A 15,937-nucleotide genomic window follows, 5' to 3' on the forward strand; every position below is an offset into this window, starting at 1 on the left:
AAATCTTACATATTTGAAAAAATAATATACTACTAACAAAAAAAGAAACTAGATTAAACATCCTTTTACAGATCATTAACGTTCATTAAGAATGAATAACATAACGGAATTTTTCTAATGTGATATCTTTATAATTTGGAGCTCTCTGTATATGATTAAAATAACTATATGAGAATTTAAATACATGACCAAAATCCCAATCGAATTCACTATAGTCTTTTATCCAAAATATATTTTCAGTTGGTAAAATATTTGCACGTTTAGATTGAATTAAAGGTAATCGATCTATAGGTGAGTGTAAAGTTATTTCCGTATTCAGCTTGAGCTTTTGGCTAGCTCTTAGTACGTATACTAGTTTTAACAGCGGACGTATCCCTCGTTGAAATATATCTATATGTCCTAAATCGTACATTATATTAATTGCGTGGGAGTATGTAAGCAAATGCCCAATTAAATCATGATGTGATTCCGCTCGATAAATACTATTAAATTTCGATAACTCATTTAAAATGAACTGAGATACTTGTGTTGGATTACTCAATTCACTTTGTATCTCCTCTTCAAAACTTAATTGTTTTACTTCTTTCGTCGTATAACCAATCCACGATCTACCTGGAATTGTTTTTCGAAATGATAAAATAAGAGTAGTAATCCCTTCAATTGCTTGATTATCACCCCATTTTTGTAGCTCTTTCATAGCTAATAAACTTAATGACGCATAAATGACGTTATGCCCCACCCAATGAAGCTCATCAATCGTTTGTTCTAAAGATTTTATAATCATATTTTCCGCAATTTTAAAATCTATTTCTTTTTTATCATCAATCATCTCACCAATTTTTTTCTTGTTCAGCATCATCCTTGTTTGCGAATACATATTACGAGCTGTTTCTTCATCAATATTATTATCTTTCATAAAAAAATAACTAGCAATTGCAGCTGCTCCAAAATGCGCATGCCAAATATCATTTGTTTCTTTTTTACATTGAGAAATAATTGAAAGGCCGCCTTTTAAAATACTTTTGTTTTCCATTTTCTTTCTCCTCTAGTTAAAATCACTATATTTTCATCCTAAAGATGGTGTCAGTACAAATAAAATGTGATTCGATTCATCACTTTTATTCAAAAATCGATGCTTCACATTTGGTGGAATACGTACAACATCGCCTTCTTCTAAAAAATATTCTTTTCCCTCCAATTCTACGTACACTTCCCCTTTCATAATAACAGCAATCTCTTCCTTATCTTCATGGGAATAATGACTTTCTGTTGTGTTTGCTTGTTTATTTAAATCCATCATTAACATTTCAATACGTGCTTTCATAAAATCAGGTGTTAATACATCATATACAATATGATCATTGTTTTCCCGATATACTTTTTTTCGATCTTTTTTCTTAGAAATGAGCGAATCTGTATCGATATCATTAATAAAAAGTGTAAATAGCGGTACATTTAATGCTTTTGCAATTAACTCCAAAACATTTAAAGAAGGATTAGCATGTCCTCTTTCAATTTGGCTAATTAGTGATGTACTAATCCCTGCATAATCAGCGAATTCACGAATTGTCATATTATTTTTCTTACGATAACTTAATACTGTTTGTCCAAGCCTATCATGTATCATAGTAAAACTTCCTTTCGTCCATCATAATGCATATTTCATTGTCTTTGTGCTGACATACTAAACAAAGGCAAATAATCCTTTCCTATTATCTCCGGGACTTATATACTTACTTTTGTACATTATATCGCATTAAGTTTATTATAATAAACATTCTATCGGAGGGACAAACTTTGAAATCACCTATTCTTTCATATTTCATCTTATTTTTTGGTGTATTCGCCTTATCAACTTCAGCAATTTTTGTAAAATTGGCAGATGCTCCTGCGACAATCATTGCTTTTTACCGATTATTCTTTGCCACACTGATCCTGTTACCGTTATTACTATTTAATAAAAATAGTCGAAATGAGCTAAAAACTTTAACGAAAAAACAATGGACATTCGGATTCACATCTGGGCTATTTTTAGCTGCACATTATGTACTATGGTTTGAATCATTACAATATACTTCTGTAGCAAGCTCTACAGTTATCGTAACGTTACAACCTTTGTTCTCAATGATTGGTGGTTATTTTTTATTTAAGGAGAGATTTACGAAAGGAGCGGTTATTGGTTGCCTCATCGCTATTTCAGGTAGTATCATCATTGGCTGGCAAGATTTCAAAATTAGTGGAGAAGCTTTATATGGAGATATTTTAGCATTTATCGCTGCCGGTATCATTACTGCTTATTTTTTCATTAGCCAACACGTTCGTAAAGATTTGTCACTTATACCCTATTCGGTAATTAGTTATGGAAGTAGTGCTGGCTTTCTTAGCATATTTGCTTTCATGCAACAAGAATCTTTCATCCATTACTCTACACAAACTTGGTTGTGCTTTATTGGATTAGCTTTCATTGCTACAATTTTAGGACAAACCATTTTTAATTGGTTATTAAAATGGATGAGTGCTACTGTAATTTCAATGAGTATTTTAGGTGAAACAATTGGCACTTGTATGCTAGCGTACTTTATATTACATGAGACTATTTCTTTACAACAAGGACTAGGAATTACTGTTATTTTTATTGGTTTAGTATTATTTTTATTACAGCCAAATTCTAATGAAAAAGCATGACAGTATACTGTCATGCTTTTAACTATTCATTATGTACAATTAAACCATTCGGTCTAAAACGACTCATCATAATTTCATTAATAAACTTTCCGTGAGCTTTCAAATTCCCTATCTTTACTCCCTCTTCTACAAATCCAAATTTTTCATATAAAGCTTTTGCTTTTGGATTCGTTTCTAACACACCTAGTTCTACTCTCTCTAACATTAACCAATTATCAGCCAGATCAAGCATCTTCATAAGAAGTGCTTTCCCAATTCCTTTATTATGATATTCACTGTCTACCCCAATGAATAAATCGCCTGAATGAGATCTTCGGCCCGGACTTTGTGTTAAACCTACAAATCCAACAACTTCTCCATCATATTCTGCAACAAATTCAAATTGATTTGGTGCTAAATTTCGAATTCTATTTTCCATAGCTTCTACACGCATGCTAGGTAAGAAAACCATATACGGTAAAACGTCATCCTGTATACATATACGATGAATTGCTCTAGCATCTTGTATTTCTACTGCTCTAACGTTGATCCCCATCTTTCTCTCCTCCGTATAAATAACAATATATTTGTTTGTGTGTATTCTAGAAACGTGTATGAATGACCTTCTCACTCGTATTTCTTTATGTCATTTTTACATAATTATTTTGATATAACACTTAATTTTCAAAAAGATTAACGACATAAATGGATTTGGTTAACTTTTCACCTTGTTATATAAATCAAGAAAATTTTCAATTGAAATACCATTTAGTTTCATGCCGACTATATCACAATTTTCTATTTCAATATTTTTCAGATTACTATTACTTATAGTGCTACCTTCCAAATCACATTTATCGAATACAATAGGTTCCTTCTCATCTCCGAGACTTGTATTTTTAAATTGCACTCCACCTAAAGTCACCAAATTAAATTTACTGCCAGAAAGATTTAAATCTGCATATGATGACCATCTAAAATTTATATTTCTAAACTTTGATTGACTTACATTACAATTACTCATATTCATATTCATTATATTGCTACCAACAAATGAACTGTTTTTTAAATTCACTTGATAATACTCTGTATTTGCTAAATTACAGTTTTCGTATTGACTATTTTTCATATCTTTATTTGTAACTACACTCTCTTTGTTTGAGCTTGTTTTTATTCTTTTCACGTAACAATACTCATCTTCCGATTCAAAAATCATTTGGTAGCCCATCTTTTTATAAAAGTGATGATTATTAATTTGTCTACTAGATGTTTCGAGATCCCAAATCTTTATGTTCGGATATTCCTTTTCTATTAATTTCATAACATGTGATCCAATTCCTTTTCCTTGATAAACAGGATCTACAAAAATACGATCAATTCGACCGTACGACTTACCAGAAATCGTAACTATTATCCCTCCAATTATTTCTTTATCCATTACAACTTTGAAAGAATCCAATTCTTCAATGGAATATTCCATCATTTCAACTGAAGAATACCCTGGCGGTTGAATGTTATAATCAATGACATCATCTTGGCCGTATAGCCATTGTTTTGCTTCTGCATCAAATGTTCTTTTCATTATTTCTGTTAATTTCTCAGCATCTAAAATTGTAGCTTTTTCTATAGATATTCTCTTCATTTTCGTTTTCCCCTTCATTATTACAAACCAATAATTTTTGTGAATGCCATAATTATCAATTCACTTTTGTTTTTAATGCTTTTCCCATTATTACATATGGAACATCATTTTTACTTGGATGAAATGGCTCCAATACATTTATCCAATCTAATCTTTCATATAACGAACGTGCTTTTTCATTGTTTATTTGTGTTGTTAAAACACTCGTTCTATTTGAAACTCCTTCTAGTAATTTATTATGTAATTTCGTTCCAAGACCTTTATTTTGATATTGTGGGTGAACTGCTAACTCTACAAATTCAAAACAATCTTGCAACCATTCGTCTACTTGCTCTAGATGTAACGCTTCTCTCATTAATTGATTATAGTACTGTCCCTCCATTGAGCGATAACCATAAGTAAAACCAACTACTTCATTTTCATCATTTATTGCTACTATACCTTTAAAACCTGTATATTCTATATGCCTATTCATTCGCTTGATCATTTCATTGAAATTTGTTTTCTCAAATACTTTACAATACAAATTTGCCATATTCCCAATTAGGATCTCCTCTTTTTCAATGCTTACAAATTTCACTTTACTCCCCCCTATTAAAACATTTATATCCTTTTTAAAAACTAAGAAAATTAACGCTAATCACTCTCTTTACTATTAAACTACAAATCACCCTATATTTTCCACGATTACTTAGTATTAATGAATAAAAGAAGAGACCATGTAATATCAACATGGTCTCTTCTTTTATTCATTTTCAATTTTATTCCGCTATTTGCCGGGCAGTAAGACCCCCATCTCAAAATTCAGCGAAAGCAAAGAAGTTAGGTGGGGGTCGGGCTAATAATCAGCGGGGGCTGACACCCCACTGATTAAAGTTTCACTTTATATAATTAAAAATTAGATATTACTTAAGCCAATCGTTGCAAGTGTTACTTAACTGCTGTAAATCTTCTATAAATTGACTCGCATCATATCCATCACAAACCGAATGATGTATTTGTAATGAAACTGGTAGCATAACCTTGTTTCCTTCGTTAAAATATTTCCCACAAGTTATAATTGGCAATAGAAAATTTTCATCATTATTAATATTAAGATTAAATCCAGTAAAACTAATCCAAGGTATGCTAGAAATCGGAAATACATTAGGCGGAATATTTTCTTTCGTGAAAAGACCATGAACATTAGCATAGCATCTCATATCGTCTTCATAATTATTATAGAAAGTGCAGAAATCACTTGAATAATCCGTCCATATACTTGAAAAGGACTTATCATCTTTATGAAAGATTGTATAACTCGGTATCATTTCCTCCCAATAGCCTAAAACTCCTTCATCGTTAAAACATGTTCGAAATTTTTTATGATTATTTACTACTCTAGAAATTAAATATATAAAAACGGGATAAAATTTTATTCCCTTTTGATATACTTCCCCTAATAACATCGTGATATCAACATTTACAGTCATACTAAATGTACATTTCAACTTTAAATAATGCTCAAAATACTGCTCTCTATTCCAATCTTCTCTATCAATTACATGAAACTTCATTCTAATAGCCTCCTAAAATTTTCTTTTTATTTTAGAAGGCTAATTCACTTGCTTTCACCATAATTGTTCACTCCTAACAGTTTACATTTGACCCTAATTATTTATTTAATTATATAACATATGTAAGAATCAATTCACATATTTCTGGAAATCCATCACATACTATAGATAAATCAAATGAAATTTGGAGGATACATACATGAATGACAAAAGTATAAATAAAAAAGAAAATGTTACTGAAAACACTACATCTATTCAAAATAATAATACTGCAAACCTTACTATCGAAGAACAAGCAATGAACGGCTTATACGGAATGCCCGAAACAACAATTGAAGATGCTGATCACGCTGCAGCTGATGATTTAACTTCAAAAAATTAATTAACTACATTGAAAAAAGCCAAGGAAAATATCCTTGGCTTTTTTAACTATGCATCCACCTTTTGTATTTCTTCACTCTTTCTTGAAAGTTTACCTGGCCAAAAAGCAAATCGGCCTAACACAACTGTAATTGCGGGTACAAGTAACGGTCTTACGATAAACGTATCTAGTAATACGCCAATTGCAGTTACAATACCAAATTGAACTAATACTTGAATTGGAAGTGTACCTAACACTGCAAAAGTTCCTGCTAAAATTAAACCTGCCGATGTAATAACACTACCTGTTTGTATTACACCATTTTTTACTGCATCCAAGTGATTTTGTGTCTTTCTATTTTTCCATATTTCTGAAACCATAAAGATATTATAATCTTCACCTAAAGCAACTAAAAATACGAATGCGTACAACGGTATCGCACCTTGAATGGCCGGCGCTCCCATACCGTAATGAAGCAATATCCATCCTGCTCCTAACGCTGAGAAGAATGATAAAACGACAGTTACAATTAAATAAATCATCGCAACAACCGATCGTAAGTAGACAAGTAATAGTAAAGCGATAATGCTAATCATTACTGGAATAATTACTGATTCATCACGTTCAGTAATTTGCTTTGTATCATATAATGAAGCTGTTTCTCCACCAATCCACAATTGCTCTTCAGCATTACTAACCCCAGCATCTTTTAATACTTTTTCTACATTACTTTTCAATTTAGGAATTTGATCTAACGCTTCAATTGAGTATGGATTTTCCGCTAAAGAAACTTCATACATTTGTATTTGCTTATTTTCTTTTCCCTCTTTTGGCTCTTTCACTGTATTTATGAAAGAAAATTTCTCTAGTTCTGGTTTAATAGGAAGCTCTTTTCCTTTCGTATCAACAACCACTTTTACTGGTGCTAGTTCACCAGCCGAGAAATGATCACTAATTAACGTAAACCCTTCGCGAGAAGGCATATCCTTTGGAAACGATTCTAATAAGTCATATGTGTATTGAATACGTGGTACGAACGAAGCCAATCCACCTAATACAAACACAGTTAGCATAATTATTGTCCACGGTCTTCGTACTACTACATCTCCAAGTTTTTTACTAAAGGAGCCTTTTGATTTTTCAACTTTTACAGCCCTCTTTTTCTTTCTTGCAAACTCCTCATTCATTGAAGTTGTTCTCGGTATAAACGGGAAAAATGCAATCCTACCGAAAATTAATAATAGTGCTGGTAAAATCGTTAAAGCCGCGATTCCCATTATAAATACAGCAACACTAAATGGTACTGCAAATCGATGAAAGGCACCATAATGAGCAAGTAATAATGTCCCTAATCCAAGTACAACAGTTAACGCACTCATTATTATTGCACCGCCAGAAGCTTTAATCGCAAGTTGTAATGCTTTATATTTACTTTCTTCTTCTAACAAGTACTCTCTATATCTCGAAATTAAAAATAGACAATAGTCCGTTCCAGCACCAAACAATAATACTGTCATAATTGATATTGCTTGGGCATCTACTTTAATCCATCCATGATCAGCTAAAAAACCGAGTGTAGGACTAATGATACCATATGCAAAGCCAACAACAAGTATAGGTAAAATTGCTAAAATTGGCGAACGGTAAAGCAAAATTAATAGGACCAAGACTAATAATACAGTAGCCACTAACAATTTCACATCTGCTTGACTAAATAAACTAACTGCATCCGTTTGAATACCTACAGGCCCAGATAATCGAACATGTAAACCAGATTCACTTATTTTTTGTTTAAATGGATCTTCATCCACCTTACTATTCACTATTTTTCTAAAATATTCCAGATTTCCTTTTAATATATCCGTACCAGCAGATTTATTAAAGAATACCGGTGTAACAAATGATGTACCATCTTTTGATGCACTTTTTGATAATACTTGCTCTGGAATTGTATCAAATGGCGGTAACGTTGATTGTTCTTTTAAAGGACTAGCTTTTAACTCTTTATAAACGTCTTGTATGAGTTTATAATCCTGTGACTGTAATCCACCATCTCTATACCATACTACTAACAACGGATTCCCTGCATTATTCGGAAACTCTTTTTTCATAAGCGCTTCCGCTTGCTGTGACATAGCTGTTTCAGGTAAATTTTTTGGATTCGGTTCTTTCGTACTATTTACTTGTGGTAACGTAAATGAAAGTAATAATGTAATAAGAACCCACACCGATAAAGTGATCCATTGCGTATTTTTTCCTGCTACAAGCCTCCCTAACATATGTAACGGGTGCTTTTTCATAAAAACCCACCTTCCTTTTTTCCTTCATTATTAATTATATATACTGGTAGGTTAATTAATCAAGAATGATTGAAAATTATGTTATAATTATCTCAAGAATAAATGTCAGGAGCGAATGGATTTGGAACAAAAACAACGTCCTCTCGGAAGGCCACGTCAAAATAAAAATACAAAATCTACAAAAGAAACCATTTTAGAAGTGGCAACTCGCTTATTTCTTACACAAAATTATCAAGTCGTTTCTATGGATGAAGTCGCAAAAGTTTGTGGTGTTACGAAAGCAACCGTCTACTATTACTATTCAACAAAAGCCGATTTATTTACCGCTACTATGACCCAAATGATGATACGTATACGAGAGAATATGTCTCAAATACTCTCTACAAACAAAACTTTAGAAGAAAGATTATTAGACTTCGCCAAAGTTTACTTACACGCAACGATGGATATTGATATGAAAAATTTTATGAAAGATGCTAAACTGTCGTTATCTGAAGAACAATTGAAGGAATTAAAAAATGCTGAAAATAATATGTATGAAGTGCTAGAAAAAGCACTCGATACTGCGATGCACATGGGAGAAATTCCGAAAGGAAACGCTAAATTTGTGGCTCATGCTTTCGTATCTTTATTATCAATTGGGAATTTTAAAGATGAAAATCACAATCCTATTCTGGCAAATATAGATGAATTAGCACAAGAAATCGTTTCTTTTTATTGGAATGGGTTAGGTCATTCATATTAAACTGATTTACTTTAATAAAAGAGCATGTTTAATTTTTTTAAACATGCTCTTTTATAATTTATTTATATACTAATAATCAGATTATACTTCAACGTCACTTAACAAAAAACTCCATTTTAACTTTACAAATTTTGAAGTTGAACATTTATATTCTCCTTACTTAATCCCCCATGGTAACAAACTACAGATTCAATATGTAAATTTAAATACTTCTTCAAAGACTGCTTTGCTTCCTTAATATTTATAGTTGTTGGGGCGTGAATTCCTCCTAACATCCCATTCACACTATACATAGAGTCTCCTGCAATAAGAATTTTGCTTTGTTTCAAATATAAACTAATATGACCCGGAGTATGCCCTGGAGTATGAAGAATTAGTATTTCACCGCAATACGGAAGTTCTTGCCCGTCAATCACAGTATCACTCACTTTTCCTTTTGGGCGGTTCTCTACATTTCCGTCCTTCAATAAAGGTAAATCCCCCTCGATATATGGCTTATCTAGTTCGTGCGCATAAACTTTAATATTACTTCGACAGCGCTGCAACAATTCTGGCAGACTACCTATATGATCAATATCCTGATGCGTCAAAATCACGACTTTTAACTTATCAAATGATACCCCAACCTTTTCCATCTCTACTTGTATATCTTCAATTTGTCCTGGGAAACCCGTATCTATTAATACTGCCATTTCATCATCCCATAAAAGAATTGGATGAATAACAAATTCTTGAAATTCAAGTTGTAACATTTCTACTCCTTTAGCAATCTCCATACAGCCATTCTCCTTTATGTTGAAGTTTGAAAATATGTACAAGTAAACTGAAAATATAAAGTGAAACTTTAATCCGTGGGGTTTTACTACCCGACAAATAGCAGGATAAAGCACCTCTATCTTATAATATGTTTTGTCATCCCAATAGAGAATGCTTCAAACCCTATAGATTCATAGTAAGATTGCAATTTTTCTACACACATAAGTTGTGGAATAACCTTGTTTTGTTCACAGTGCTGGATTAATCGTTTCACTATTTCTTTTCCGATGCCACTAGACTGATATTTTGGCAATACACCAACTCCACAAATAATACCTGTTATGACTCCATCTGATATGACACGCCCCATCCCTACTAACCTCTTATCATCAAAAACATAAATTGCATACCAACTTTGCTTACACATTCGTTCTAACTCGTTAACCGTTAATTTAAGAGAATTCCATCCTAAAGATTCGTATAAGGATAATAATCCATTAAAATCTGTAGGGTGTTCACTTGTGTAGCGTATACTATTTTCCATGTAAACACTCCCTATTCTCTGGCTTGTTTATATTTCATAAAATTCCCTTTACACAAATGTGATCGATGTAAAAATAACTAGAACAAACTTCAATAAGAAAGATAGAATTCCTTCTCAATATAAAATAAAAAGAAGTTACCTCACTTAAGATAACTTCTTTTATATAAGACTCTCATTATATTATCAACCAAAAAATATACAACTGCATACGATTAGCACAAACAAAACTAATAAACCATTTGAAAAATAACCCATTGAATACTACCCCTTTATTAAATTATGTAAAAGATTTTATCATAAAATGATTTACAACTTAATAACTGAAAAAGACATTGTATTCATTAGTTATATACGTTTAGTAATATTTTATATTCGGTTATATTCTCGTTCCCTAAAACCACTTCTCGCATCCTCATAATTCAGTCCACATAAATTCAAAAAACAGTTATTAGTAAACATTCATTTACTATAAAGAGTAATTTTAATTGATTTATATTGAATTTAGTAATAAAATAATAACTAAACTCATAAAGGAATCAAAAACAATGAACCAAAACGAATTATTAAACGAATACATGAATTTATTATTAAATATGTCAGGTACTTTTAAATTACTATCGGAGAAATCCTCAGAATTTACCCATTTAGAACAACACGTAGTAGAGTATATCGCCCAGCAAAAGGTGCCTGTAAATTTAAAAATGATTGCTAGTTATTTAAACATCCCTAAACAACAATTAAGTGTAACAGTGCGTAACTTAGAACAAAACGGATACATCATAAAAAAGAAAGATATGGTAGACAAAAGAGCTATATTAATCTCTCTGACAGAAAAAGCTGAAAAAGTACATTATGAGAGATGGAAACAAATATATAATAATTTCACAGTAAACCTCGAAAAGTTATCTGAAGAAGATAGGCGGGATTTAACTTATGGACTATATAAAACAAATACAATGCTCTCAAAAATGTTAAATAACGACTAAATATATTGTTTATTACTAAACGGAGGATGTTTCATGGCTAAAGAATTAGATTTACAATCCGTGCAAGGTACGATGCTTATTCCCTTATGGGGAAGAGCATATGGCAGTGAGAAAAATAAGGATATTTTAGATGATATAGAGGCTATTCGAATTATTAAAGAATGTAATTTTGACTTCTCAACAATAGCAAATATATTTGGCGAATACGGATGTATCACATACATTACCCGTGCACGAAAAATTGACGATACGATAAAACAATTTATAATAAAACACCCGAATGCTACTATTGTAAACATCGGTTCCGGACTAGACACTACTTTTTCAAGAATCGATAACGGTACAATACATTGGTACAACCTTGATTTGCCCGATGCAATCTCTTTTCGCAAAACTTTAATTGAAGATACGCCTAGAAACATTAGCATTGCTAAATCACTATTTGATACTTCTTGGTTTGACGATATAAAATATAATTCAAACGACGGTATTCTTTTTATATCAGCAGGTGTGTTTTATTACTTTAAAGAAGAAGATTTAAAAAAGATCGTAGTCGCTATGTCAAAACGTTTCCCTGGAGGAGAATTATATTTTGACGCTGAATCAAAGTTCGCACTGAATCTTTCGAATGCTACTGTAAAGAAATCCGGTAATAATGGTGCTATGATGTATTTTTACGTAAACAATCCAAAATCAATAGAAAAATGGTCCTCTACAATAAAAGTATTAAGCTGCTCCCCTTTCTTTAAAGATATACCTACAAATAAAGATTGGGACGGTAGTACGCGTATAATGATGAGAATTGTAAACTTAATAAAAATGTTGAAGTTTGTTCATTTACGGTTCAAAAAATAATAAGTAAAGAAGAGCTCAATACATTTATACTTAGGTCATAAATGTTAATTTTAATAAAATCAAAGGCAGAAACATAATTGTGAAGTGAAAATTTAATCAGTGGGGGCTTTGCTCATCCCCCACTGATTATTAGCCCTCACCAATCGAGCTTTTACGGCAGCCCGAACCCCACCTAACTTCTTTGCTTTCGCTGAATTTTGAGGTAGGGGTCTTACTGCCCGACAAATAGCGGGATAAAATCTTGCATGCACTTTACGTAGGAGCTAAAATGTTGAATCTCACCGATTTCCAAATCATGTACACCATCTTGCAACATTAACTGATTCATTTATCCTCTCTCCTCATCGCTCACTTATTACTATCTAAATGTATAAGTTCTGACCATTCACACTTTTCCCCTTTATATCCTTTAGACACTATCCTCATTTATATGAATAGCTTTCTTATTCAAAAATAGATTTTTAAAAATTCCTACTCCCACAATTAATAAACCTATACCAACTAATTTATTTATTTGTAATGGAATGCTCTCCATTCCAAATAATCCAAATGTATCAATGCATAACGCAACAACCAATTGAGTAATAAGACTAATTAGCACCGTATATGCTGGACCTAGACTCTTTATTGCACCCATTATACAAATAATTAACCCGATACCAAAGAGTCCACTTACATAAAACAAATAATTTGCAGTATACACTTTAATGCTAATACTGTTTTCTGTAATGATATAAAATAGAATAGAGCTAATGAGACCTATCCCAAGGACACATGTAGTCGTTAACCACTGCCCTACATTTTCATTTACTTTTGCATTAAAAACAGATTGTACGCTAATTAATATTCCTGCTAATATAGCTAAACTAAATCCAATCAAAATCTTCCTCTCCCTTTCATTGCTCATATATATTATCTTTAGCGACTTCCTTCATTCTAGAAAAATCTTTAATTACAATAACTCCATTACTCTTTTCAATTAGTTTTTCATTATAAAATCTTTGTAATACCCGAATTACGTGCCTATAACTTACCCCTATAAAATCTGCAATACTCGTTACTGAAGTTGCATCCAAATCCCCTTTATACATACTCCCGTTACTATCTGTTGAAATTGAAAGCAAATAACTAGCTACACGTACTTCTACAGGATAAAGTAAATTAAGAGCAGTAAAACGAGTCGATATTTTTAACGTGTTCGCAATGTTTTCAAGCAAGAACTTTATAAATATAGGATCATGTAATAACTTGTTTCTAATAACCGTATTAGAAATAGAGATTGCTACAACATCTGAACAAGCCTCAACGACATTATGTGCTTTGCTATTTTGAATTAATTCAATATCACCAACAATGGCCAATGGATTGATAAAGCGAAGGATTAGTTTCTTCCCTTCAGGTGTAATCGCGTAAACTTTTACTTTACCTTTAACAACAAAATATAAACGATCCATTTCGTCATCTATATTGCAAATAAGCTCGCCTTTTTCAAAGTGATTTAATTGAAAATAAGCTGTATCTATTTCTGAAAAAATCTCGAGCGTTTTATTGGTTCTCAAATAATGCTTAATTAAAGCTGATTTATCCTCCATATTCATTTCTCCTTTCATTTACATATTAAATACAACAATACCTATAATCATTACTATTGTTCCCACAATATGATATCTCTCCATCTGTATCTTTTTTATATGAAACAGTCCTTTCATTTCAATAACTGTTGCCGTTAACAATTGAGCAACCATTAGTGTGCCAGCTGTCAATGTAACTCCTAGTGAATATATCGCCATCGTTTCTGCACAAATAATGAATCCACCAAATGCACCCGCTGCTAAATATACTTTTTTCACACTCTTTAAATCTGTTACTTTCTCTTCTTTCTTTAACAAAAATACAGTTGTTGCAATAATGAATCCAATTAAATGGGTTATAATACTCGTCGACCATATACCGATATGTGAACTAAGTTTCGCATTAAAGGTTCCTTGAAGTGTTATAAATATCCCCGCAAAAACAGCAAATATAATACCTTTCAAAAAATCATCTCCTCATCCTTTATTTCTGACTTAATTAAAAACCATCATCCTATAATCGCAAAAGGACAAATGTCACATCACTATGAAAATAACTTGGAATGAACAAAAAACACACCTCAAAAATGCGAGATGTGTTTACGTTAATTATTCATATATAAAGTTTTATAAATTTAAATTACGCTACATTAAAAGATTTCTTTTTCATAACAAACTTTGCAAATAAGAAACGTACAAGCGGTCCCATAATAATTAATTGTAATGGATATGCCATTATGAAATTTTTAATAAAAATCGAAAAATAAATTGAAACAAATGAATCTCCTTTTAGTCCACCATGTAAATGCATCATAGCCATACCGAAAAATGACATAAAGAACACCATTCCAATTACCATAGTTGTCGCCATTGCAACGATAATATTTATTTTCTTAGATTTATCAAATGGCAACATGAATACAATTTTTTTCGCACAAGGTCCAACTATAAATATTTCAATTAATAGCGCAATAATAAAGCCAATTAATAGTTCTAATGCAATCTCTTTAATATAAATTGATCCTCCTGTTTCATTCATTAGTAAATTGTAAAACGTCATTACGATAACCATTCCAAGGCACATCATCATGCCAAATTGGAGGTTTTCCTTTCTTGTTGTTGGCAAATTTCATCATCCTCTCTCTTTGAGTCTTTGTCATTATATCGACATTGCCCCCCCCTTCGTAAGTGAACATTTTGTGAACAAATTTAAAACGTTTTCATGTATTTTCTTTACTTTCAACTCAAATTCTCACTTTTACTTATAAAGGTTTTATATATTTCAATGTTGAATTACTAAATTTAACATTGCATTACATTATTACTAGGAGGATAACCATGAATGAAGCAGAATTTTACGCATATCACATCGTAACAAGGAAAAAAATGCATATCGGACAAATCATTCCTTTTAACAAAAATCAACACAATACTCTATACCATTTCTTTTTTGAAAGAGAACAATTAAATGCTAATGGTGAAGATGGCATACAAATTTTAAATAAACACTATAAAAATAACGAATTACATATAAATAATGAAAATGCTAAAGTAGTTATGAATTATATGGATCAAACAATTAGAGCAGTTAGAGAAACAATTGTAGAAATGGTTAGACTACAAGAATTCCCTGAATACCCTTCCAGATTATCTTGTTTATACGCTGCTAAAAGCTATGAGGATGCTTTGAAATGGAGAGCGCTATTTGATTCTTACAATCGAGAAGTTTTGCAGATTGTTAAACTACGAGTAATCGGAAGTTCTTTTGAAGGTGACGGGAATCTTTTACCGAAAGAAGATGGTATTCCTTTTTCTCAAAAAATCGAACAAGCTAGAGAGTATTGGAAAGGAAATATTAGAAATGAGCTTCCTGAGCTACTGATTAATGGAGAAATTGAAGTGGTGGAAATTATTGATGACTTCTCCTCAATTCATATTTAATTTCTAACTAAATCAT

19 protein-coding genes are annotated in these 15,937 nt (G+C 31.7%); 6 read left to right on the forward strand and 13 right to left on the reverse strand.

The window, feature by feature from the left end; genetic code table 11:
- Positions 1–85: 85 nt before the first annotated feature.
- Together HMAS_RS12590 and HMAS_RS12595 are read right to left on the reverse strand one after the other, a co-directional pair.
- Positions 86–1,033, reverse strand: coding sequence for a hypothetical protein (locus HMAS_RS12590; protein ID WP_000428899.1), 948 nt, complete (start codon positions 1,031–1,033; stop codon positions 86–88).
- 33 nt (positions 1,034–1,066) lie between these two features.
- Positions 1,067–1,627: a helix-turn-helix domain-containing protein gene (locus HMAS_RS12595; protein ID WP_000581029.1), complete on the reverse strand. Its 561-nt coding sequence runs from the start codon at positions 1,625–1,627 to the stop codon at positions 1,067–1,069.
- Between the two features lie 170 nt (positions 1,628–1,797).
- Here HMAS_RS12595 and HMAS_RS12600 point away from each other — a divergent pair, with 170 nt between their 5' ends.
- On the forward strand, positions 1,798–2,685 hold the full coding sequence (locus HMAS_RS12600) for a DMT family transporter (protein WP_000841812.1): 888 nt from the start codon (positions 1,798–1,800) through the stop codon (positions 2,683–2,685).
- A gap of 22 nt (positions 2,686–2,707) precedes the next feature.
- Here the strand turns inward: HMAS_RS12600 and HMAS_RS12605 are convergent, their stop codons facing one another.
- From HMAS_RS12605 to catA, 4 genes are all read right to left on the reverse strand, one after another.
- Positions 2,708–3,220, reverse strand: a complete 513-nt coding sequence (locus tag HMAS_RS12605; protein ID WP_000512617.1) for a GNAT family N-acetyltransferase — start codon at positions 3,218–3,220, stop codon at positions 2,708–2,710.
- A 159-nt stretch (positions 3,221–3,379) separates the two neighbouring features.
- Positions 3,380–4,324, reverse strand: a complete 945-nt coding sequence (locus tag HMAS_RS12610) for a GNAT family N-acetyltransferase (RefSeq protein ID WP_001987418.1) — start codon at positions 4,322–4,324, stop codon at positions 3,380–3,382.
- A gap of 37 nt (positions 4,325–4,361) precedes the next feature.
- Positions 4,362–4,886, reverse strand: coding sequence for a GNAT family N-acetyltransferase (locus HMAS_RS12615; RefSeq protein ID WP_000673976.1), 525 nt, complete (start codon positions 4,884–4,886; stop codon positions 4,362–4,364).
- Between the two features lie 325 nt (positions 4,887–5,211).
- On the reverse strand, positions 5,212–5,862 hold the full coding sequence (gene catA, locus HMAS_RS12620; protein WP_000668536.1) for a type A chloramphenicol O-acetyltransferase: 651 nt from the start codon (positions 5,860–5,862) through the stop codon (positions 5,212–5,214).
- A gap of 199 nt (positions 5,863–6,061) precedes the next feature.
- Here catA and HMAS_RS12625 point away from each other — a divergent pair, with 199 nt between their 5' ends.
- A complete protein-coding gene (locus tag HMAS_RS12625; RefSeq protein WP_000998505.1) occupies positions 6,062–6,244 on the forward strand; it encodes a DUF4021 domain-containing protein in 183 nt (60 codons plus the stop codon).
- Positions 6,245–6,291: 47 nt separating this feature from the next.
- Here HMAS_RS12625 and HMAS_RS12630 read toward each other — a convergent pair whose 3' ends face one another.
- On the reverse strand, positions 6,292–8,523 hold the full coding sequence (locus HMAS_RS12630) for an MMPL family transporter (RefSeq protein WP_061113089.1): 2,232 nt from the start codon (positions 8,521–8,523) through the stop codon (positions 6,292–6,294).
- A 121-nt stretch (positions 8,524–8,644) separates the two neighbouring features.
- On the opposite strand from HMAS_RS12630, the gene HMAS_RS12635 reads away from it, so the two are divergent.
- Positions 8,645–9,268 carry a TetR/AcrR family transcriptional regulator gene (locus tag HMAS_RS12635; protein WP_000436039.1) on the forward strand — a complete coding sequence of 208 codons (624 nt, stop codon included), beginning with the start codon at positions 8,645–8,647 and terminating at the stop codon, positions 9,266–9,268.
- Between the two features lie 122 nt (positions 9,269–9,390).
- Here HMAS_RS12635 and HMAS_RS12640 read toward each other — a convergent pair whose 3' ends face one another.
- Positions 9,391–10,044 (reverse strand): MBL fold metallo-hydrolase, encoded by a 654-nt coding sequence (locus tag HMAS_RS12640; RefSeq protein WP_061113090.1) that lies wholly within the window; start codon positions 10,042–10,044, stop codon positions 9,391–9,393.
- A 116-nt stretch (positions 10,045–10,160) separates the two neighbouring features.
- A complete protein-coding gene (locus tag HMAS_RS12645; protein ID WP_000431735.1) occupies positions 10,161–10,568 on the reverse strand; it encodes a GNAT family N-acetyltransferase in 408 nt (135 codons plus the stop codon).
- Positions 10,569–11,113: 545 nt separating this feature from the next.
- Between HMAS_RS12645 and HMAS_RS12650 the strand changes: the two genes are divergently transcribed.
- Both HMAS_RS12650 and HMAS_RS12655 read left to right on the forward strand, forming a co-directional pair.
- Positions 11,114–11,554 (forward strand): MarR family winged helix-turn-helix transcriptional regulator, encoded by a 441-nt coding sequence (locus HMAS_RS12650; RefSeq protein WP_001072998.1) that lies wholly within the window; start codon positions 11,114–11,116, stop codon positions 11,552–11,554.
- Positions 11,555–11,587: 33 nt separating this feature from the next.
- Positions 11,588–12,409: a class I SAM-dependent methyltransferase gene (locus HMAS_RS12655; RefSeq protein WP_048558426.1), complete on the forward strand. Its 822-nt coding sequence runs from the start codon at positions 11,588–11,590 to the stop codon at positions 12,407–12,409.
- Between the two features lie 409 nt (positions 12,410–12,818).
- Here HMAS_RS12655 and HMAS_RS12660 read toward each other — a convergent pair whose 3' ends face one another.
- The 4 genes from HMAS_RS12660 to HMAS_RS12675 all read right to left on the reverse strand — a co-directional run bounded on the left by HMAS_RS12660 (position 12,819) and on the right by HMAS_RS12675 (position 15,106).
- On the reverse strand, positions 12,819–13,289 hold the full coding sequence (locus HMAS_RS12660) for a DMT family transporter (protein WP_000579027.1): 471 nt from the start codon (positions 13,287–13,289) through the stop codon (positions 12,819–12,821).
- Positions 13,290–13,305: 16 nt separating this feature from the next.
- Positions 13,306–14,001, reverse strand: a complete 696-nt coding sequence (locus HMAS_RS12665; RefSeq protein WP_116344865.1) for a Crp/Fnr family transcriptional regulator — start codon at positions 13,999–14,001, stop codon at positions 13,306–13,308.
- A gap of 18 nt (positions 14,002–14,019) precedes the next feature.
- Positions 14,020–14,445 (reverse strand): DMT family transporter, encoded by a 426-nt coding sequence (locus HMAS_RS12670; protein ID WP_006918615.1) that lies wholly within the window; start codon positions 14,443–14,445, stop codon positions 14,020–14,022.
- A 175-nt stretch (positions 14,446–14,620) separates the two neighbouring features.
- Positions 14,621–15,106 carry a DUF2798 domain-containing protein gene (locus HMAS_RS12675; protein WP_016122471.1) on the reverse strand — a complete coding sequence of 162 codons (486 nt, stop codon included), beginning with the start codon at positions 15,104–15,106 and terminating at the stop codon, positions 14,621–14,623.
- Between the two features lie 212 nt (positions 15,107–15,318).
- On the opposite strand from HMAS_RS12675, the gene HMAS_RS12680 reads away from it, so the two are divergent.
- The gene (locus tag HMAS_RS12680) at positions 15,319–15,921 is read left to right on the forward strand and encodes a DUF2441 domain-containing protein (RefSeq protein WP_001001045.1); all 603 of its coding nucleotides are present in this window, start codon (positions 15,319–15,321) and stop codon (positions 15,919–15,921) included.
- Positions 15,922–15,937 lie beyond the last annotated feature (16 nt).

This window comes from Bacillus sp. HMA207 (genome assembly GCF_003402455.1).
GTDB classification, from domain to species: domain Bacteria; phylum Bacillota; class Bacilli; order Bacillales; family Bacillaceae_G; genus Bacillus_A; species Bacillus_A cereus.